The 19,080-nt window shown below is 47.4% G+C and carries 17 protein-coding genes; 11 read left to right on the top strand and 6 right to left on the bottom strand.

The genetic code is table 11. From position 1 onward, the window contains the following. Nucleotide 1: 1 nt before the first annotated feature. From rocD to ABD846_RS05410, 4 genes are all read right to left on the bottom strand, one after another. A complete protein-coding gene (gene rocD / locus ABD846_RS05425; protein WP_344823533.1) occupies nt 2–1,234 on the bottom strand; it encodes an ornithine--oxo-acid transaminase in 1,233 nt (410 codons plus the stop codon). Between the two features lie 71 nt (nt 1,235–1,305). After that, nucleotides 1,306–2,346: a Holliday junction branch migration DNA helicase RuvB gene (gene ruvB, locus ABD846_RS05420; RefSeq protein WP_425568020.1), complete on the bottom strand. Its 1,041-nt coding sequence runs from the start codon at nt 2,344–2,346 to the stop codon at nt 1,306–1,308. A 29-nt stretch (nt 2,347–2,375) separates the two neighbouring features. Next, on the bottom strand, nt 2,376–2,711 hold the full coding sequence (locus tag ABD846_RS05415; RefSeq protein ID WP_344823530.1) for a hypothetical protein: 336 nt from the start codon (nt 2,709–2,711) through the stop codon (nt 2,376–2,378). A 105-nt stretch (nt 2,712–2,816) separates the two neighbouring features. Beyond that, nucleotides 2,817–3,689: a flavin reductase family protein gene (locus tag ABD846_RS05410; protein ID WP_344823527.1), complete on the bottom strand. Its 873-nt coding sequence runs from the start codon at nt 3,687–3,689 to the stop codon at nt 2,817–2,819. Nucleotides 3,690–3,773: 84 nt separating this feature from the next. Between ABD846_RS05410 and bcp the strand changes: the two genes are divergently transcribed. From bcp to ABD846_RS05390, 4 genes are read left to right on the top strand one after another with little or no spacing between them, the layout of a single operon-like run. Next, nucleotides 3,774–4,235, top strand: coding sequence for a thioredoxin-dependent thiol peroxidase (bcp, locus tag ABD846_RS05405; RefSeq protein ID WP_344823524.1), 462 nt, complete (start codon nt 3,774–3,776; stop codon nt 4,233–4,235). 12 nt (nt 4,236–4,247) lie between these two features. Then, entirely contained in the window at nt 4,248–5,189 is a 942-nt protein-coding gene (locus ABD846_RS05400) for a CPBP family intramembrane glutamic endopeptidase (protein WP_344823521.1), read from the top strand. 16 nt (nt 5,190–5,205) lie between these two features. Further along, nucleotides 5,206–6,750 carry a helicase HerA-like domain-containing protein gene (locus ABD846_RS05395; protein WP_344823518.1) on the top strand — a complete coding sequence of 515 codons (1,545 nt, stop codon included), beginning with the start codon at nt 5,206–5,208 and terminating at the stop codon, nt 6,748–6,750. Between the two features lie 23 nt (nt 6,751–6,773). Further along, the gene (locus ABD846_RS05390) at nt 6,774–7,091 is read left to right on the top strand and encodes a hypothetical protein (protein WP_344823515.1); all 318 of its coding nucleotides are present in this window, start codon (nt 6,774–6,776) and stop codon (nt 7,089–7,091) included. A 260-nt stretch (nt 7,092–7,351) separates the two neighbouring features. On the opposite strand, the gene ABD846_RS05385 is transcribed toward ABD846_RS05390, so the two are convergent. After that, nucleotides 7,352–7,762: an EVE domain-containing protein gene (locus ABD846_RS05385; RefSeq protein WP_344823512.1), complete on the bottom strand. Its 411-nt coding sequence runs from the start codon at nt 7,760–7,762 to the stop codon at nt 7,352–7,354. Nucleotides 7,763–7,783: 21 nt separating this feature from the next. Then, on the bottom strand, nt 7,784–9,448 hold the full coding sequence (dnaB, locus tag ABD846_RS05380) for a replicative DNA helicase (RefSeq protein ID WP_344823509.1): 1,665 nt from the start codon (nt 9,446–9,448) through the stop codon (nt 7,784–7,786). Nucleotides 9,449–9,851: 403 nt separating this feature from the next. Here dnaB and pheT point away from each other — a divergent pair, with 403 nt between their 5' ends. The 7 genes from pheT to ABD846_RS05345 all read left to right on the top strand — a co-directional run. Beyond that, nucleotides 9,852–12,257: a phenylalanine--tRNA ligase subunit beta gene (gene pheT / locus ABD846_RS05375; RefSeq protein ID WP_344823505.1), complete on the top strand. Its 2,406-nt coding sequence runs from the start codon at nt 9,852–9,854 to the stop codon at nt 12,255–12,257. Beyond that, nucleotides 12,257–12,520: a hypothetical protein gene (locus ABD846_RS05370; RefSeq protein ID WP_344823502.1), complete on the top strand. Its 264-nt coding sequence runs from the start codon at nt 12,257–12,259 to the stop codon at nt 12,518–12,520. Before pheT ends, ABD846_RS05370 begins: the two co-directional genes overlap by 1 nt. Beyond that, a complete protein-coding gene (locus tag ABD846_RS05365) occupies nt 12,510–13,016 on the top strand; it encodes a DUF6452 family protein (protein ID WP_344823499.1) in 507 nt (168 codons plus the stop codon). The genes ABD846_RS05370 and ABD846_RS05365 overlap by 11 nt, the downstream gene beginning before the upstream one ends. Before the next feature lies 1 nt (nt 13,017). Beyond that, nucleotides 13,018–13,695: a DUF6048 family protein gene (locus ABD846_RS05360; protein WP_344823496.1), complete on the top strand. Its 678-nt coding sequence runs from the start codon at nt 13,018–13,020 to the stop codon at nt 13,693–13,695. A 24-nt stretch (nt 13,696–13,719) separates the two neighbouring features. After that, the gene (locus ABD846_RS05355; protein WP_344823493.1) at nt 13,720–14,718 is read left to right on the top strand and encodes a glycosyltransferase family 9 protein; all 999 of its coding nucleotides are present in this window, start codon (nt 13,720–13,722) and stop codon (nt 14,716–14,718) included. Nucleotides 14,719–14,854: 136 nt separating this feature from the next. Then, nucleotides 14,855–18,061, top strand: coding sequence for a T9SS type B sorting domain-containing protein (locus ABD846_RS05350; RefSeq protein WP_344823489.1), 3,207 nt, complete (start codon nt 14,855–14,857; stop codon nt 18,059–18,061). 40 nt (nt 18,062–18,101) lie between these two features. Then, nucleotides 18,102–19,080: hypothetical protein (locus tag ABD846_RS05345; RefSeq protein ID WP_344823486.1), on the top strand; the 979-nt coding region annotated here is incomplete at its 3' end.

The raw sequence follows: 19,080 nt of genomic DNA, 5'->3' as shown, positions 1-19,080 counted from the left end.
ATTATAGTGCATTGAGGCTTTTCGCAATGATCGCGACACATTCATCGATCTGATCTTTCGTGATGACCAAAGGTGGCGCAAAGCGTATTTTATCACCATGAGTCGGTTTTGCGAGCAGGCCGTTTCCCATCATTTCCATGCAAAGTGTATATGCCGCATCTTTGTTTCCACTGTCCGTATTCACTACAACAGCCGTAAATAAGCCTTTGCCTCTTACGATTTTTATATGCGGGCTACTCAGGTTAAGCAGGCAGGAGCGGAAATAGTCGCCCTGCACTGCCGCGTTTTCGCACATACCTTCTTCCTGCAATACTTTTAGCGACTCAACAGCAACAGCACAGGCCAATGGATTGCCGCCATAGGTACTTCCGTGTTCTCCGGGTTTGATGGTCATCATGATTTCATCATCAGCCAATACAGCAGACACCGGCATAGTGCCACCGGATAAGGCTTTCCCGAGGATTATCATATCCGGGCGTACTGCTTCGTGTTCGCAGGCGAGCATTTTCCCGGTGCGGCCCAGCCCTGTTTGTATTTCATCGGCGATAAACAGCACATTGGCTTCTTTGCACATTGCCGCTGCTTTGGAAAGGTAGCCTTCATCCGGCACTACCACTCCCGCCTCTCCCTGGATAGGTTCGATCAGGAAGCCAGCTACATTTTTGTCTTTCAATGCCTCTGCGAGACTGCTGATGTCATTGTAACGGACCGTTTCATAGCCGGGCATAAAAGGGCCGTAATTGATCCGGGCAGACGGGTCGTTGCTGAAGGAAATAACATTAAGGGTGCGACCGTGAAAATTATTTTCACATACAAGGATCTTAGCCTGCCCCTGCGGAATACCTTTTATTTCATACCCCCAGCGGCGCGCCAGCTTGACGGCTGTTTCCACCGCTTCCACCCCACTGTTCATCGGCAACACTTTGTCGTATCCGAATAAACCGGTGATGTAGCGTTCATATTCTCCAAGCTGATTATTATGAAATGCGCGGGAAGTAAGCGTGAGTTTCTGTGCCTGTGCGATCATCGCCTGTATGATACGGGGATGGCAATGGCCCTGGTTTACTGCGGAATAACCGGACAGAAAATCGAAATAGCGTTTACCGTCTACATCCCAGACATGCACACCTTCACCTTTTTCCAGGACCACGGGCAGCGGATGGTAGTTGTGGGCACCATGACGGTCTTCGAGGTCAAGGAAATATTGTGTCTTTTCAGAATGTTTTGCATGCATAATCATGCCGCAAAGCTATAAAAAACTATAATAAGCGTTATCAGGCAAATGTTAGGGACTTGGTAAAGCCCCTAGAATAAAGAGTTCATATTGCCCTTCCAGCCGCTTCTGTCCAGGTGCTTATAAGCTTTCTCGGTTGCTTCCCTTCCTCTGGGCGTGCGTACAATATAGCCTTCCTGGATCAGGAATGGCTCATACACTTCCTCAATTGTGCCGGCTTCTTCTCCCACGGCTGTTGCTATATTATTGATGCCGGTAGGCCCGCCTTTGAATTTGTCGATGAGCGTGGATAAAATACGGTTATCCATTTCGTCCAGTCCGTTGGCATCTACATTCAGTGCGCGTAATCCATGCTCCGCAATACCGAGGTCCACTATACCTTTACCGAGTACCTGTGCAAAATCGCGCATGCGGCGCAGCAATCCGTTTGCGATACGTGGCGTACCGCGGCTGCGTCGTGCAATCTCCATTGCTGCGTCGGAAGTTGTTTTCACCTGAAGGAGGTCTGAAGACCGCAAAATGATCCGCTGCAGTACATCGGCAGGATAATAGTCGAGCCGGAATTTGATCCCGAATCGCGACAGCAATGGTGTAGTGAGCAATCCCGACCGGGTGGTAGCCCCCACGAGGGTAAAGGGTTTTAAGCCAATCTGCACCGAACGTGCAGCAGGGCCACTGTCGATCATGATGTCCAGCCGGTAATCTTCCATAGCCGCGTACAGATATTCTTCCACTACGGTACTGAGACGGTGAATCTCGTCGATAAACAGCACATCGCGTGCCTCCAGTCCGATCAGGATGCCGGCAAGGTCTCCCGGTTTTTCAATCACCGGTCCGCTTGTCTCCTTGATATTTACACCCAGTTCATTTGCGACAATACGTGAAAGCGTTGTTTTTCCGAGACCGGGAGGTCCGTGAAAAAGTATATGATCCAGTGCTTCGCCGCGCTGATTGGCAGCTTTGACAAATATCTTCAGATTTTCGACCAGCTGCGGCTGACCGGAAAAATCCTCCACGCTCTGCGGCCGGATACTGTTTTCGTATTCCTTATCGCCAGGGGAGGAGTTGTTCGCTCGAAGATTCGGATTTTCCATGATTGAGTTGCCTGTCAAAGATAGCCCTTTTTATCGCGCTACGGAAGTTAGTTGTTCTCCGCGCCTGCAGCGATCCAGCAGAGCAATGCATCTTTGTCTGCAGTGGATATGCTGCGTCCGCGCGGCATACTGCCGCTGGACACGGCAGATTTGATCTGAGCTGCCGCGTCTTTTACATTAGGATAATTGGTGAGCAGCGGCATCGTGGATCCGTCGTGACATCCTGATAAGGTACAGTTGCCTGCCAGTATCGGTTGGATGTCTTTGGAAAAGCTCCATGTTGTGTTGCAATTGGCGGATGAGCTATCGCTTTTTTTACAGCCGGTGGTGGCCATTAACAGGATTGCGGCGCTGAAAGCTGATAAAGTGATGATCTTTTTCATGCTTCAAAAATGTGCGGAAAGCAGATGGCGTGGCGCTAAGCACATGTTAACTAATGATATTTTATTCTGAAACAACAAAAAAAAATCCGCCGGAAGGCGGATTTTTCAGACCAGCAATATCTGCCAGGCCTTATCGATATTTCCTTCATCCAGCAGTTCTTTGGCATAATGGTGTAATGCCTCTCTTCTTTGCGGACCGGCCTGAAAGTCGCTTAATATCTGCTCCAGGCGGCCATCGTTCTCAATGTCCGAAGTGGCAGGGATAGTGGTGCAATTGCCAAGAATGCCAAGGTGATTCCCGGTAAGAATATGGCTGTTTCTGATAGATTCCGGAAGCGCATCCACCCCCACACCTAATTTCAGATTCGGCTTTGCGACTTCAAAAACCGCGTTCCCGGATGCACGGCAATAATAATCTCCGCCCATACGTGCGACAAGGTCTATTTTATGCGGATCGATTTTACCCTGCTCGTTCAGCACGCTGTCGTCTATGTGCATGCACAGAACCTCACAGATTACCAGGTTGCCCGCCCCACCTTCATTGCCGGTTTCGATCACCTGCAGCACTTTACACTCAAGGCTTACCGGAGATTCTTTAATGCGGTATGGTTTTACCATATCGGAAGGAATTGGTGTAAAACCCGCCTTTTCATACTCGCTCACACCTTTAGGGTATTCGCAGCTGGCAAGACTCATCTGTTGCACCATCGCGTAGCTGACTACATTAATGACCACTTCTTTCGTGGCAATCGCATTTTCGAGAGAATGCTTGATCGTGTTGTCGCGGACCCGGCGTGCAGGGGAAAATATCAGTATCGGCGGTTTACTGCCGAAAACATTGAAAAAAGAAAAGGGAGATAAGTTATGATTGCCCTGTTCGTCTACCGTACCTGCAAAGCAAATAGGGCGGGGAGCGATAGAGCCGAGCAGGAAAGCGTGTAAATCTGCTGTTTTGATAGAACCGGGAGTGATCTTCATTCGGTATTATTTCGTTTCCTGCAAAAGTATCATTAAATCGTACATCAGCTCAATGATCTTATATTGCGTGAAATTTTTTATAGTATGAAACACCTAAAGGCCGGAGATAAGGCGCCGGACTTCACGGCAAAGGACCAGAACGGTAATCCCGTATCGCTTGCAGATTTTAAAGGTAAAAGAGTGTTACTGTACTTCTATCCGCATGACGATACCCCCACCTGCACGGTTCAGGCCTGTAATCTGCGCGATAATTTCGGTGCGTTGAAGGCTGCCGGAATCACCGTACTCGGTGTGAGCGTGGATTCTGAGCAGAAACATAAAAAGTTTGAGACAAAGCATCAGCTGCCCTTTACATTATTGGTGGACGAAGAGCTGCACATTGTGAATTTATACGGTGTATGGGGTGAAAAGCAGTTCATGGGGCGTACGATCACCGGGACACACCGTACGAGTTTTCTGATCGATGAAAAAGGCATCATTGCGGAGATCATCGATAAGGTGAAAAGCAAAATACATGCCGATCAGGTATTATCTTTCTGGCAATAAAATCCACACGTTTTGAAAAAACTGTTCGGAATCCTGGGTTCCTATTACCGGGAAGATTTCAAATGGGCTTCCTTTATCCTCACGGCGCTGTTGGCAACGGTTCTTACTTTTTTTGCCTACCGCAATCATTTTTACGAAAGCTACATTGAAAGTGCATCACCTCTTTCCACACAGGTGATCCGTTATTGTGGTCTGTATGCCATTGCTTTTATCGGATCATTTGTGCTGCAGGGGGTTGCGGAACGTGATTTCAGGTTCCTCAAAAGCGGCAACTGGTGGCTGCTTATTGCGCTGGCAATCGGATTATTTGCGTTCCGCGGATCAGACTTCGATTTCAAATCCTGGATGTTCGGAGACGGGATTACGGACAGGTCTACTTTTCAGCACAAGGTTGCTTACAATCTCGGAGGGTTTGTCACACTGATGATTCCCTGCTTTGTTTATTGGTTTTTTGCAGACAGGACAAGACAGAATTTTTATGGCTTTAAGGTCAAAGGCGTTGTGTTGTCTCCGTACTTCATGATGCTTGCCATTATGGTACCCCTGTTGTTCTGGGCCGGTACACAGCCCGATTTTCTGAATACCTATCCACGCTATTCAAAAATAGGAGTGGATGCAACAGCACCGGATTATGCACGTTGTGTGGGCATTTACGAACTGGTATATGGTTCCGATTTTCTTGTAACAGAATTTTTCTTCCGCGGGTTTATCATTCTTGCTTTTGCATCCCGCTTCGGGCATAAGGCGATCCTGCCTATGTGCGCGTATTACGTGACCATTCATTACGGAAAGCCTCTTGGAGAAACGATCAGTTCTTTTTTCGGCGGCTTATTGCTGGGTGTGATCGCGTATCGTACACGCTCTATATACGGAGGTGTGATCGTGCATCTGGGTATTGCCTACCTGATGGAATTTTTTGCGTTTCTCGGGCACGCGGGATATTTACATTTATAAATAAACAGATCATATTATGGCATCAGACGCTACTCAGTTTTTATCGGAAATACAATCGGGTTACGCGTTTAAAGGCGTAGCGGCGAAGATCGGCGTAGGTATGCTGGACGGACAGGTTGTTTCCGGAGCCGATATACTGCTGCCTTTACGTTCCATGAACAGGCACGGGCTAATTGCCGGTGCAACAGGTACCGGGAAGACAAAAACACTGCAGGTGATCAGCGAAGTGCTGAGCGACAATAGTGTGCCGGTGCTGCTGCTGGATATCAAAGGAGATCTGAGTGGCATAGCGGCTGCAGGTGCGTTGAATGAACGGCTGGCAGAACGCTACCACTTACTGGAAATGGAGTATCAGCCAAAGGCATATCCCGTGGAGTTGCTCACGCTCAGCCGGAAACAGGGGATACAGTTGCGCGCGACGGTAACGGAATTCGGACCGGTGCTGCTGAGTAAAATTCTTGAATTGAATGACACGCAATCGGGGCTTGTTTCGATGATCTTCAAATACTGCGACGATCATCAGCTCCCCCTGCTCGATCTGAAAGATTTTATTAAGGTTCTTCAGTTCATCAGCAACGAGGGTAAAAAAGATATAGAGCAGGAGTATGGTAAAATCGCTACCACGTCTACGGGTACGATATTGCGTAAAGTGATAGAACTGCAACAACAGGGAGCGGATCTGTTCTTCGGGGAAAAAAGTTTTGAAGTGGAAGACCTGATGCGTATCAGTGATGATGGCAGGGGAATGATCAATATACTTCGTGTTACCGAATTGCAGGACCGTCCGAAACTGTTTGCCACTTTCATGTTGCAGTTGCTGGCAGAACTCTATGCAGTATCTCCTGAAGAGGGAGATCTCGATCGTCCGAAGCTGGTGTTGTTTATCGACGAAGCACACCTTATTTTCCAGAATGCCGGAACCGCTTTGCTGCAGCAGATAGAGACGATTATCAAACTCATCCGTTCTAAAGGCATAGGTGTGTTTTTCTGCACGCAGAACCCGATGGATATTCCGGCATCGGTATTGGGGCAACTCGGATTAAAAGTGCAGCATGCATTGCGCGCATTTACTGCGGCGGACCGTAAAGTCATCAGACAGACGGCGGAGAATTATCCGGAAACAAAATTCTATCAGACAGACGAGCTGATCACGCAGATGGGTATCGGCGAAGCATTGATCACTATGCTGAATGAAAAAGGAATCCCCACACCGCTTGCACATGTAATGCTCATTGCACCGAAGAGTCGTATGGATATTCTGAGCGATGATGAAATACGCAGTATTGCAGCTAAATCCGTACTTGCGTCAAAATACGCTCAGGAAATAGATTCGCGAAGTGCTTATGAAATGCTGACGGAGAAGTTGCAAACTGCAGCTGATAGCGCGTCTGAGGCAAAATCTGCTGCACCGGAAAAAAAGGATGCGGAAGACTCGGCACTGGATAAAATACTTGATAACCCGATCATGCGGCAGGTGGGCCGCACAGCAGCCAGCATCATTACCCGTTCGCTCCTGGGGGCGCTGGGACTGGGCGGACGTTCTCGAAAATCTTCACGTTAATTTTCAATACAAGTCACCACATCATGAAAAAAATCATCAAAGTAATCTTCCCTGCGTTTTGTCTCTGTACTCATGTTTATGCCAAAGATCAGCCTGCTGTAAAAAAGCACAGTTTGTCTGATAATGTTCTGAGTTTCGGCATTGGTACGGGATTGGAGTTCGGAGCTACGATAGGTGCGCGTTTAGCGATATTCCCCGAGCGGCATATCGGATGTACATTAGGTACAGGTATCACCTTGTCTATGCTCACGTACAATCTGGGAATTAAATTGCGGCCTTTTCCTGAATTTATATTTTCGCCTTTTTTCGATGCGCTTTACGGGCACAATTATGTAATTTGATACGAGAGACTACCGATACGGAGACGGCAACACTACATCACGTGGCATTTCAGTCGGAGGAGGATTTGATATTAACCTGACGAGGTCACAAACCGTGTACCTCACGCTGGGAGCCGATTACGCAATTAACCCGGCGGTCACGTACGTGAAAGGCGGCATCAGTGTTGTACTTGGCCGGTAATTGTACAGAATTGCAATAAACATAAAAAGGGCTCATCCGGTGGATAGAGCCCTTTCGTTTATAAAGTTGTTTTTGCGTATTAAGCGCCCATTTTTACAATATGCTTAAACTCTGCCGGTGTAAGCGCATGCACGGAAAGGCGGGCCAGTCTTAAAAGCGAAATCTCAGCCAGTTCCGGCTCTTCTTTGATTGCTTTCAGTGTCACCGGGTGCTTCAGTGCTTTTACCGGTTTCAGATCCACTGCCACCCATGCAGTTTCTTCAGTGGTTGGATCCTGGTATGCAGTTGTAATAACTTCCGCGATGCCTACCACGCAGAGCCCTTCGTTGGAGTGGTAGAACAATACCTGATCTCCGATCTGCATATTCCTGAGATTATTACGGGCAGCGTAGTTGCGCACACCATTCCACATTGTCTGACCTTCCTGTACAAAATTGTCCCAACTGTATTTGAAAGGTTCTGATTTTACAAGCCAGTATTGTTTCGTCATTGCTTTTGTTTACTGTTTCATTTAGAAAGGAGCTTCTTCATCCTGACCGCTTCCGAAGCTGTTGCCGAGGCCGCCGCGACGCGTATTTTTTGATCCGCCGTTCGGGTCTTCCTCATCATCCCAGTTTACATTATTCGCCTTGGAAGGCATCGTCTGGAATCCGCCATTATTGCCTCCGGCGATGAAAAATTTGGAGTCACCAAACCCGTCCGGATCGCGGCGGATGCCTGCCTGAGGATTGTCCATCGGTTGAAAGCTACCAAAACTTGTGTCCGGCAGATCCACAAATTTCTGGTATTCCTTGATAAACTGCAATTTGATGGTTGCTGTGCTGCCACTACGGTTTTTGGCAATGTGGATGTGCGTTTCGCCTTCAACTGCTTCACCCATTTCGTTGTTTTCAATGCCATAATATTCCGGACGATACAGGAACATAACCATATCGGCATCCTGTTCGATTGCTCCCGATTCCCGGAGGTCGCTCAGCTGCGGAACTTTGGATTCTTTACGGTTTTCCACGGCACGGTTCAACTGGGAAAGTGCGATAATCGGAATCTCAAGTTCTTTTGCCAGTGCTTTCAGATCACGTGAGATCTTACTGATCTCCTGTTCGCGGTTGCCGGGTCCTTTATCGTTACCGGCGCTCATCAATTGCAGGTAATCGATGATGATCATCTGTATGTTGTGGCGTTGCTTCAGACGGCGTGCCTTGGCGCGTAATTCGAATATATTCAGTGCAGCCTGGTCGTCGAGATAGATGGGCATATTTGCCAGCTTGGTCATACGCTGCGTAAGCTGTACAAATTCATGCTCCTCCATACGTCCTTTGGTGATCGCATCCATGCTTACTTCGGTGGTTGCCGAAAGCATCCTTTTTACCAGCTCACCGGCGCCCATTTCCAGGGAGAAGAAAGCAACAGGATAAGGCTTTTCCGAGTTTTTTGCGGCATTCATCGCAAGGTTCAGCGTGAATGCTGTTTTACCGACTGCGGGACGTGCTGCCACAATGATCAGCGCATTTTTCTGCCAGCCTGCAGTAGCCCGGTCCAGTTCCACAAAGCCGCTCGGTACACCGGTAAGATCGGATTTGTTGTTTTTTGCAGCTTCAATTTCCTTGACTGTTTCCACCAGTACATCGGTAAGGCTTTTGAAGTTTTTGCGAAGGTGTTTGTCCGTGATCTCATATAATCCTGTCTCCGCTTTGTCCAGCAGGTCGAATACATCGGTGCTGTCTTCGTAGGCATCGCTGATCACTTCTCCGGATATACGGATCAGTTCGCGCTGGATAAATTTCTCCATTACAATACGCGCATGGGCTTCCACGTGCGCACTTGAGACAACGCTCATCGTAAGTTTGGTAAGAAAGTACGGGCCGCCTACAAACTCAAGATCTCCTGTTTTACGCAGTTCCTCGGTCACTGTAAGCAGATCCACAGGCATACCCTTATCAAAAAGAGAGCGGATAGATGCGTATATTTTCTGATGTGCGCTTACGTAAAAGCAATCCGGGCTCTGGATAATTTCCAGTACTTCTGCCATTTTATCCTTTTCCAGCATGATGGCGCCCAGTACAGCTTCCTCAAGCTCGTTGGCCTGTGGCGGAATCTTGCCATATACCAGGGAGGAGGAAATATCTGTTTTGTTTTTTCTGTAGTTGCCGAAGTCTTTTTTTACATTCACTGCCATCGCTGCGTTCGTTCTGTTTTTACGGTTATGATCGGTGCTGTACGCTGAAACTTTAACGGAAAAATCAATGTAAAAAAATCATTAATTATTCGCCGGTTTTTTCCGCGGGGCTGCTAAATTAGATACAAAAAGGACGCCTGCCGAATGATTTCTCGCATTTTGTTTTATTCACTTTGTGCAGATACTGTCCAGTAGTAATCCACATAAATTTAAACATAATCCACAGCGCTATTCCTTTTTTCACATTTTTATACAGATTTGCACAAATTGTACACCTGCGTTTTGCTGCTTTCTACAGTTTATACCCCTTGCATTGTGGAAACGTAAATTTGTCCGCGTCAAATTTTATTTCCTTCCTTTTCCTCCCTGCTTGGGTTATCTTTGGCAAAATTTTTTCGCTTCGATGACGATTTCTTATAATTGGTTACTTAACTATTTACCCAAAAACCTGTCGGTTACCGAACTGTCGGGTATCCTTACCTCTATAGGTCTTGAGGTGGAGGGTACTGAATTGGTGGAATCTGTCAAAGGTGGATTGCGGGGCATTTTTGTAGGGGAAGTGCTCAGCTGTGAGCCGCATCCCAATGCTGATAAATTGAAAGTAACGACTGTAAACGTTGGCGGCGAGCGTCCGCTGAATATCGTTTGCGGAGCGGCTAATGTGGCAGCCGGACAAAAAGTGATTGTTGCAGTTGTGGGAACAACCGTTCACCCTTCTGACGGCGCTCCTTTTGAAATTAAAAAGGCCAAGATCCGCGGTATGGAAAGCGAGGGGATGATCTGTGCGGAAGATGAAGTGAGTCTGGGCAACAGCCATGAAGGAATTATGATTCTTCCGGCTGAAGCCGTTCCGGGTACGCCGGCTGCCGAATATTTCGGACTTACTGCGCCTGATACGGCAATTCACATAGGATTGACACCCAACAGAAGTGATGCCATGAGTCATATCGGTGTGGCAAGAGATGTATGTGCTTATCTGTCTCATCATGAAGGCACATCGTACTCTGTTGTGATGCCGGATCCTGAAGCATTTGCTAACGGCAGCCCCGGACCTGTTACCATATCCATCGAGGCTCCGGACGCCTGCACGCGCTATGCCGGCATCAGCATCGATGGAATAAGCGTTGCTGAATCTCCCGACTGGCTGAAGCAATCGCTTGCGACGATCGGCATCCGTTCTATCAATAATATCGTTGATGTTACCAACTACGTACTCCATGAGTTCGGTCAGCCGCTGCATGCGTTCGATGCCGATACGATCAGTGGCAACGAGATTCATGTAAGTCGTCTCCCGGAAGGCACAAAATTTGTGACGCTTGATGAAAAAGAGCGCAGCCTGTTTGCCGAAGATCTGATGATATGCGATGCGCAAAAACCTTTGTGTATTGCAGGAGTATTCGGGGGCAACAATAGCGGTGTTACATCTGCTACGAAACGTATTTTCCTTGAGAGCGCTTATTTTTCAGGAGCATCTGTCCGCCGTACTTCATTGCGCCACGGTCTCCGCACGGACGCTGCCACACACTTTGAAAAATGTGTCGACATCAGAAACGTGGTTCCTGCTTTACAGCGGGCTGCGAGCCTGATTATTGCGGTGGCCGGAGGGTCTGTAAACGGCGGCTTACAGGATGTTTATCCTCAGCCTTTGACCCCTGTGGAAGTAGCTGCAACATATAATTACATCCGCACGCTGAGCGGTAAAGCATACAGCAATACAGCGATCAGAAATATCCTGAGCTCACTGCAATTTGAATTTGTCAGTGAGACTGAAGATGGATTTACCGTGCGTGTTCCTTTCAGTAAAAATGATGTGACCCAGGCTGCAGATCTTGTTGAAGAAGTACTGCGTATTGACGGACTTGATAAAATAGAGATACCTGCACGCCTGAATATTTCGTTGGTAAAAGCTTTGCCTTCAGATCGTCCTCAGAGAGAAAAGATCGCTGAAGCGCTTTGCGGAATGGGCTTTCAGGAAATTATCACGAATAGCATTACGAATAGCAGGTATTATCCCGGTAATGAGACGCTGGTGCGGATGATCAATTCGCTGAACAGCGAACTGGACGTATTAAGGCCTTCAATGCTGGAAAGCGGACTGGAAGTATTACAGTACAACATCAACAGGAAGAATCCCGATCTGGCTTTATTTGAGTTCGGCAATATTTATGCTTCGGAAGGAACAGGTAAATACCAGCAATCAGCTGTATTGGCAATGTGGCTGAGCGGTAATGCCCGTGCGGCATCCTGGAGTCAGAAGGCAGAAGCGGGGAGCCTGTTTTTTCTGAAATCGGTAGTAGATCAGCTGGCGCGTTTATCGGGACTCGATAAATTATCGGTTCAGTTAAATGAAGCACAGGTGTTGGAATGGAAGATCAAAAATCAGGTGTGCGCAACAGCTAAGCGCGTGGATGATACCTTACTGAAGCAATTCGACATTAAACAGGAAGTGTATTATGCCGAGATCAGCTGGCCGAACTGGTATGATGCAATGAGCAGGGTGAAGATACGCTATACGGAAGTGCCCAGATTTCCGGAGGTGCAGAGAGATCTCGCGCTTGTACTCGACAAAGCCACGCCGTATGAAGATGTTCAGAAGGTGACCCGCCAGTTGCAGATTCCTGCATTAAAATCATTCTCGTTGTTCGACGTCTTCGAAAGTGAAAAGCTGGGCGCGGGCAAGAAATCCTATGCCCTGAGCTACACCTTCCAGCTGACGGACAAAACCCTGACCGACACAGAAATCGAAGGGTTCATGCAAACATTAATTTCAACCTATCAAAATAAGTTACAAGCACAAATCAGATCGTAATGAAAGAACTTGAAGTATTACACCAAAAGGTGGCTGTCCTGGTGGAGAAATTCCAGGAAAGCAGAGACGAGATCAATCGTTTGAAAGCGGAGCTGGAACAACGCAACATGCAACTTGCCGAGGCACAGATGCAGATCAATATCCTCAAGCCCGCTCTGGATGAGGCTCAGGGCGTGAGCTCCGAGCGCAATCAATTGCAGGGTCAGATCGATAAGGCTCTGGACGATGTAAATAAAATCCTTTCCCTGCTGGATGGTGAATAAGCAGGCACATAAGCCGGCAGTAACTACTGCCGGCATTTGTCTTTTTGCATTTCTGGCAGCATGCAACAGTGCTGACAATCCTTGTCTGGTACCTACCTTATCTACCGTAGCGGTGCATTGTTCCCGCTTTGACGCTACGAGTAACACATATGCAGATACCGCTTTGCAGAACGCAAATTTTGTTTGTCTGGATATTGACTCTGCGCGTTACTGGTATTACGGAGCCAAGGGATTGTCCAACTTTTCTATCGTGCTGGCGCCACTGAAGGACACAGTACGCTGGACCTTGCAGGTTGATTCCGGGTACAGCATGACGGACACGTTATTTTTTATCTACGAGAGCAAGCTGACATTTTATTCAAATGCCTGCGGATATGCTTACACTTACCATTTGAAACAGCTTCCGTATACACGTCATAACCTGGATTCGGTTGCCATTATTAATCCTGAAATCACCACTAAAGCGAATGTCCAGAACGTCGGGATATTTTTTTAGTATGCTTTTGCTGCTTTGCCCGGTAATGGTGCATGCAGAGGAGGTTGCCGATACGGTAACACCTGCGCCTGCTGCACCCGCTGTTCAGGCAAGTCAGAAACAATTAAGGCTTGGGTTTGATATCAGCAGGATTGCGCGTAACGTACTTTCTGATAAAGTTCATGGTTATGAGTTAAGCGCTGATTACTATTTTAAAAAGGAGCTTTATTTCGCAGCAGAAGCGGGTTTCGGAAGTTCAACTGTAAATTATCCTGTACTGCGCTACAACTCAGACAACTTTTTCGTGCAGGCAGGAATCGATAAGGCGCTGTTCCCCCGGAAAAGGCCGAACGACTGGAGTCTTGCATTTGTAGGCCTGCGTTATGGTGTTGCCGTGGTAAAGCGGGGAGCGGCTGCGTATAATACGGATGATGGTCTCGGCAACAAAACCTCCGGGACCATACCCTCCGACTATTTCAGCCTTCACTGGCTGGAACTGTCCGGCGGCATGAAGCTGGAATTATTCAGAGGGGTATTTGCCGGCTGGACCGTCCGGTCGAAGTTCGCGCTGAATCAGAAGTCGGTCGGCGATCTGAAGCCGGAAGGAATCGCCGGTTTTGGTGCCGCGGAAAAAAATCTCGCTTTCGACTTCAATTTTTATATTTCCTACGCGCTTCGCTGGTCCGGTGGACGAAAATAAGCGCAGAATCTTTACTTTTCCCGAATGAAAATACTTGTCATCCGCTTTTCATCCATAGGGGATATTGTGCTCACGACTCCCATTGTACGGTGTCTGCAACAGATTCCGGGAGCGGAAGTACACTACCTTACCAAAGCATCGTTCGTACCTGTTCTGGAAGCCAACCCGTACATCCGGAAAATCCATACACTGGACGAAGACTGGGCCACTATGATTACTGCATTGAGGCAGGAACAGTTTGAGGTAGTAATCGATCTGCATAAAAACGTCCGTTCCGCACGCGTTCGCAAAGCTCTGGGCGTTACAGCATACGATTTTCCTAAGCTCAACGTGCGGAAATGGCTGCTGGTCAACCTCAAAATAAACCTGATGCCCGATAAAAGTATCGTGGAACGTTATTTTGAAGCAGTAAAACCGCTTGGAGTGCACAATGATGGCAAAGGTCTGGACTATTTTATCCCTGAGGCGGAAAAGACGACCCACAAAGATATTCCTATGAGCCATTGGGCAGGGTATGTCGGGTTTGTGATCGGCGGGTCTTACGCAACTAAAAAGTTGCCTGTCGAGCAGTGGCGTCGTCTTTGTGAACTGAGTCCTATACCTGTTATCCTTTTGGGAGGTCCGGAAGACCGGGAAGCTGGAGAAGAGATTGCGGGTATTGCTCCGTTCAAGGTCTACAATTCCTGCGGCAAATTTTCCCTGAACGAATCGGCAGATCTTGTCAAATACGCTAAAGTATTGGTTTCCAATGATACTGGCTTGATGCATATTGGCGCGGCTTTTCAAAAGCCGATTGTTTCGCTGTGGGGCAATACCAGTCCTGAAATGGGCATGTTTCCTTATTATGGTTTTAATAATATGAATTCCAATGTAGCGGAAAAACACGTTGCGCTGGAGCGAAAAAATCTTTCCTGCCACCCTTGCAGCAAACTGGGTTACGGTAAGTGTCCGAAAGGGCACTTTAAGTGTATGAAGCAACTGGAAATTAATGATGTAGTCCCTTTTTTCAAAAAGTTTGTATAAGTAGCCAACCGATCTTTAAAAAACGCCGTCTTAGATTAGTTGGAAGTATAATGAATAGTGAAATTTTTTTTTAACAAAACTTGCATAACTCTTCCAGAAAGAATAAATTTGTTAGCATTTGAAAAAAATTAGCGTAATGAAAAGACTTTCCTCGACCCTATTATTAATGCTGTCCGCCGTGTTTTTCCTTTTATCATCGGAAAATGCGCTTGCGAACAGGGTTGCAGCTGCAGAACTGGCATATAAGTGGGTTAGTGACTCTACTTACCTGGTTACGTATACTTTCTACCGCGACTGCGGTGGTAGTACGGAGCCTGCGAATATTCGCGTGTGCTATTTTAATACCTGTAATACCGATAACGGAAGTGTGCTGCTGACCAAGAAAACTCCTTTAAGCAGCAATGGTACAATTGTTGATCCCGGAAACGGCTGTACTTCCGCACCGGCTACTACCTGTACCTCTCCTGCTACCGTTTTGAAAGGATTCCGCAAATGGGTTTATGAGGGCACTGTCACATTGCCTTCAAAATGTGCAACATGGAAGTTTGCTGTATCGCTGGATGCGCGTAATGCGGGATCCACCAACTATGCTGCCCTGGCCACCAACAATATGTATACGGAGGCTACGCTCAATAACATTGATGCACCTAAGAGTTCTTCTCCTGCTTTCAGTACAGATCTCATCCAATACATGTGTGCCGGAGTGCCACAATCCTTTAATTATGCGGGTGTTGATGCTGACGGAGATGTGCTTTCTTATTCTCTTATTGATCCTCAGACAGCTTCTGAAAACCAGTCTGCATGTCTGATTCCTCCTGCTCCCACCAGTTATGCTTTCGGTGGTTCTAAGCCCGGAACATCTTTAACAACAGATCCTTTTCCTACCGGTGGTACCTTTAATTTCGGTGCAACCTCCGGCTTAATGACGCTTACACCGGCTGCGGCTTCAGCTGCTCAGCAGGCAATGATGACTATTTATGTGGTTAAACGTCGTGGTACAAAAGTTGTAGGTACGGTGATGCGCGATATTCAGTTTATTGTAAATAACGGATGTACTCCTAACAATGTTACATTCAGCATTACTTCCATGATACAGGCATTCGTGAATACGGCCGGTCGTGTGCAGATTTGTCCCAACGTGGCCATGAGAGTATGTTTCAATATCGCTTCCACTGACGGTTCAGTTGCCATCACGAATGTAAAAGACGATCACCTTACATTTTCACCAACTTCCGGTTCTTCCACAATCACTCCTACAGGATATGCCGGTTCAGGAACCAATGTCGTTACCGGATGTCTGGACTGGACTCCGAACGAAACAGACCAGGGTGTAAAGCGTATGATTATCGAAAGCGATGTTTGTCGTCCGGGTGCACCGAAGGTTCATCGCAGGGATACGATCACATTCCATATTGTTGAAACATTGAATGTTGTCGCCACAGATACGTTTATCTGTTTTGGTGATACATCTTACCTCTGTCCTACACCGGATTCTTCGGCAACAGGAGGAACTTATACCTATTCCACAACAACATCCGGAACAGGTTTCCCCACTGGATCGCTCGGCATCACCACTTATCCTCCGTGTGCTTCGGTGAGACCGTCCTCCACAACTGTGTATCTGGTGGAGACCCCGTCTATTCCCGGTGGTTGTAAACGCCAGGATCTTCCCGCGCTGAATACAAATCAGGCGGAAATGAAAATCGTTGTTGTGAATCCGAGAATCAATGCAGGTCCGGATACTGTTATGTGTATTTATGATACACTGCAAATGAACTCAAACCTGTTGAATCCACAACCCGAACTTACGTACGCGTACCACTGGATTCCCGGTACCTACCTGAGCGATTCAACTGATCCTTCGCCTGTGCTGCGTATCCCTAACGGAGTAGATCCGCTGACATTACCTGATTCACTGGTATATCGCCTGGAAGTAACTCCCACGCCTGGAAGCGAGTGTTATAAAGAAGATACAATTGTCGTGCATCTCCTGAAAGGATATTATATATTAACCGGGGATACCCTGCAGAATTCCATGACCGGACTGGGGTATAAGTTCCGGCAGAAAGGCGAAAGTGATACCGCTATCTGTAGCGGCAAATCCGTGGTGCTTCAGGGATGGAGAGATGTAAGCCGCGGTGCAACCAACGACTCTACTTATACTTATACCTGGAACCCTCCTACAGGAGTATCCACGCCAACCGAATTTATTCCCGGTGTAACAACGATCACTCCTCCGGGAACAGATACCGGTGTACTGGTGTACACACTCACAGCCTCCCGTGTAGGTTGTACCGATTCCGTGAAACGAATTGTGATCACGGTAGACAAAACACCTACTGTAGATATAGGTCCTGATAAATCTATCTGCTTCGGCGATACGCTGAACCTGTTTGCGGATATTAATCCGTCTCCGGATGTATTCTCTCTGTATAAATACAAATGGTATCCCGGAGGAGCATTATCCCGCGCAGATACGTTTGTTACTTACTTTACAGGATATCGTTCTGAAACAATACATTTCACAGTGACCACCACTCGTGCTAACTGTTCTGCAACAGACAGCGCTGTATATTCAGTGAATCCACGCGCGTTCCTCACAAAAGGAAATGATACATCCATTTGTCCCGGTGATTCAGCCACACTGCTGGTAGCGGGTGATGCATTACTTAAGACAATTACCTGGAAGCCTACCACGAACATTGATTCTATCCACTCTCTGCATCCGCGTGTATCACCGACGTTTACTACGGATTATGTGGTGATCGGTACAGACAGTAACTCTTGTGTGGACTCTGCCAGCATTAAAGTAAGTGTATTCCCGCGTACCGTGATTTATCTGCCGGACAGTGCGCGTATTTATCCCGGTGACGTAATAGAGTTAAGTCCGGAAGGCAACGCACTCTACTATACCTGGTTCCCGCTTACCGGTTTCCTGGATTATGGGGATTCGTCTTCTTCGCGTCCGAAAATTGCACCATTGTTGAATACAACATATAGATTACGTGCGGTGTCTGCAGCAGGCTGCGTGGCTGAAGATTCCATTTATGTATTCGTTTCACCGGATTCTTATGTGGATATGCCGAATGCATTTGCTCCCGGACGCTCCGGCGACAATACGACATTCAAAGCTGCACATCTCGGAGATGCGACGCTTACTTCTCTTAAGGTATTCAACCGTTGGGGTATGCTTGTATTTGAAACCACCAATATTGAAGAAGGATGGGATGGTAGTTATAAAGGAGAGCCTCAGCCAATGGGTGTATATGTTTATACCGTTGAAGCCGTTACCAAATCAGGTAAGAAAGTCTCTAAACAAGGTAACGTAACATTGATCCGCTAATAAGACAATTAAACTCCCTATCCCTTTTAAATAGTATTTTATGAAAATAGCTTTAAAGAATATTTTTCGTGGATTGCTATATCTGCTGCCTGTCATGCTAGCCTTTCAGTCGAAGGCGAGTCACCTTGCGGCTGCTGATATCAGCGTGGATTATGTTCCCACGGCCGCAAGTCCCTATACTTATAAAATTACGCTGAACGTATATAAGGCCTGTGAACTCGGGGCGATCGATCTTAGTAAAACCGAGACGTTGAACTGGGAATCTATCTCAAAATGTCTTCCCGGTGACAGCCGCGATATGGGTACACCTCAGATCGACACACTGGATCAGTTGTGTGATACGTTCAAGAAAATCAACTCCTGCCGTACGCTCGATGCTACTTCTGTAGCGCTGCGTCCTGCATTCGTGCGTCACCGCTGGCAGTTGGTTGTTACGCTTCCCGGCCCTTGTTCCGACTGGGTGTTCTGGTGGCATGAAGGCGCGAGAAATAGTGCTATTCAAAATCTTCAAGGCCCCAGCGGATATGACTTGTTCGTAGATGCGATGATCAACATCACGAAGAAAGCACGTGTGAACACACCGCGTTATACACTTGATCCTATTCCTTATTTCTGTCGTGGCAATAAAGTGAGCTTTCCGAATGCTCCCCAGGATCCGGATCTGGACAGTATGGTTTCCGTAAATCAGCAACCCAGAGGAAACTCGGCAACTCTTATTCCATACGTTTATATTCCCTACGCATGTCCTCCACCTGCGCCGGCTACAGCATATTGTTATTCATTGACAGATCCGATAGCGAGCGATCCGAGCTATCCGTATTATTTTGATCCGAGCACCGGTACGGCAACGTTCCAGCCGACGATCAACGGGAAGTTTGTTCTTGCGTTCAAGACTTATGATTATGATCGTCAGACGGGTGATCTGATGGGTTTCACGACGCGTGATGTGCAGGTTGCCGTAATCAACTGTGATGCACCACCACCGACGACCGATACGACTCCCTCGAATATAGCGGGTT

The organism is Rurimicrobium arvi (genome assembly GCF_039540495.1).
GTDB classification, from domain to species: Bacteria; Bacteroidota; Bacteroidia; order Chitinophagales; family Chitinophagaceae; genus Rurimicrobium; species Rurimicrobium arvi.
Note: the sequence above shows the minus strand (reverse complement) of the source record. Positions and strands in the feature narration are given on the sequence as shown.

Coding starts and splice junctions, on each gene's coding strand:
- rocD (WP_344823533.1), bottom strand. CDS start 1,234: ATGCATGCAAAACATTCTGAAAAGACACAATATTTCCTTGACCTCGAA.
- ABD846_RS05415 (WP_344823530.1), bottom strand. CDS start 2,711: ATGAAAAAGATCATCACTTTATCAGCTTTCAGCGCCGCAATCCTGTTA.
- ABD846_RS05410 (WP_344823527.1), bottom strand. CDS start 3,689: ATGAAGATCACTCCCGGTTCTATCAAAACAGCAGATTTACACGCTTTC.
- bcp (WP_344823524.1), top strand. CDS start 3,774: ATGAAACACCTAAAGGCCGGAGATAAGGCGCCGGACTTCACGGCAAAG.
- ABD846_RS05395 (WP_344823518.1), top strand. CDS start 5,206: ATGGCATCAGACGCTACTCAGTTTTTATCGGAAATACAATCGGGTTAC.
- ABD846_RS05390 (WP_344823515.1), top strand. CDS start 6,774: ATGAAAAAAATCATCAAAGTAATCTTCCCTGCGTTTTGTCTCTGTACT.
- ABD846_RS05385 (WP_344823512.1), bottom strand. CDS start 7,762: ATGACGAAACAATACTGGCTTGTAAAATCAGAACCTTTCAAATACAGT.
- dnaB (WP_344823509.1), bottom strand. CDS start 9,448: ATGGCAGTGAATGTAAAAAAAGACTTCGGCAACTACAGAAAAAACAAA.
- pheT (WP_344823505.1), top strand. CDS start 9,852: ATGACGATTTCTTATAATTGGTTACTTAACTATTTACCCAAAAACCTG.
- ABD846_RS05370 (WP_344823502.1), top strand. CDS start 12,257: ATGAAAGAACTTGAAGTATTACACCAAAAGGTGGCTGTCCTGGTGGAG.
- ABD846_RS05365 (WP_344823499.1), top strand. CDS start 12,510: ATGGTGAATAAGCAGGCACATAAGCCGGCAGTAACTACTGCCGGCATT.
- ABD846_RS05360 (WP_344823496.1), top strand. CDS start 13,018: ATGCTTTTGCTGCTTTGCCCGGTAATGGTGCATGCAGAGGAGGTTGCC.
- ABD846_RS05355 (WP_344823493.1), top strand. CDS start 13,720: ATGAAAATACTTGTCATCCGCTTTTCATCCATAGGGGATATTGTGCTC.
- ABD846_RS05350 (WP_344823489.1), top strand. CDS start 14,855: ATGAAAAGACTTTCCTCGACCCTATTATTAATGCTGTCCGCCGTGTTT.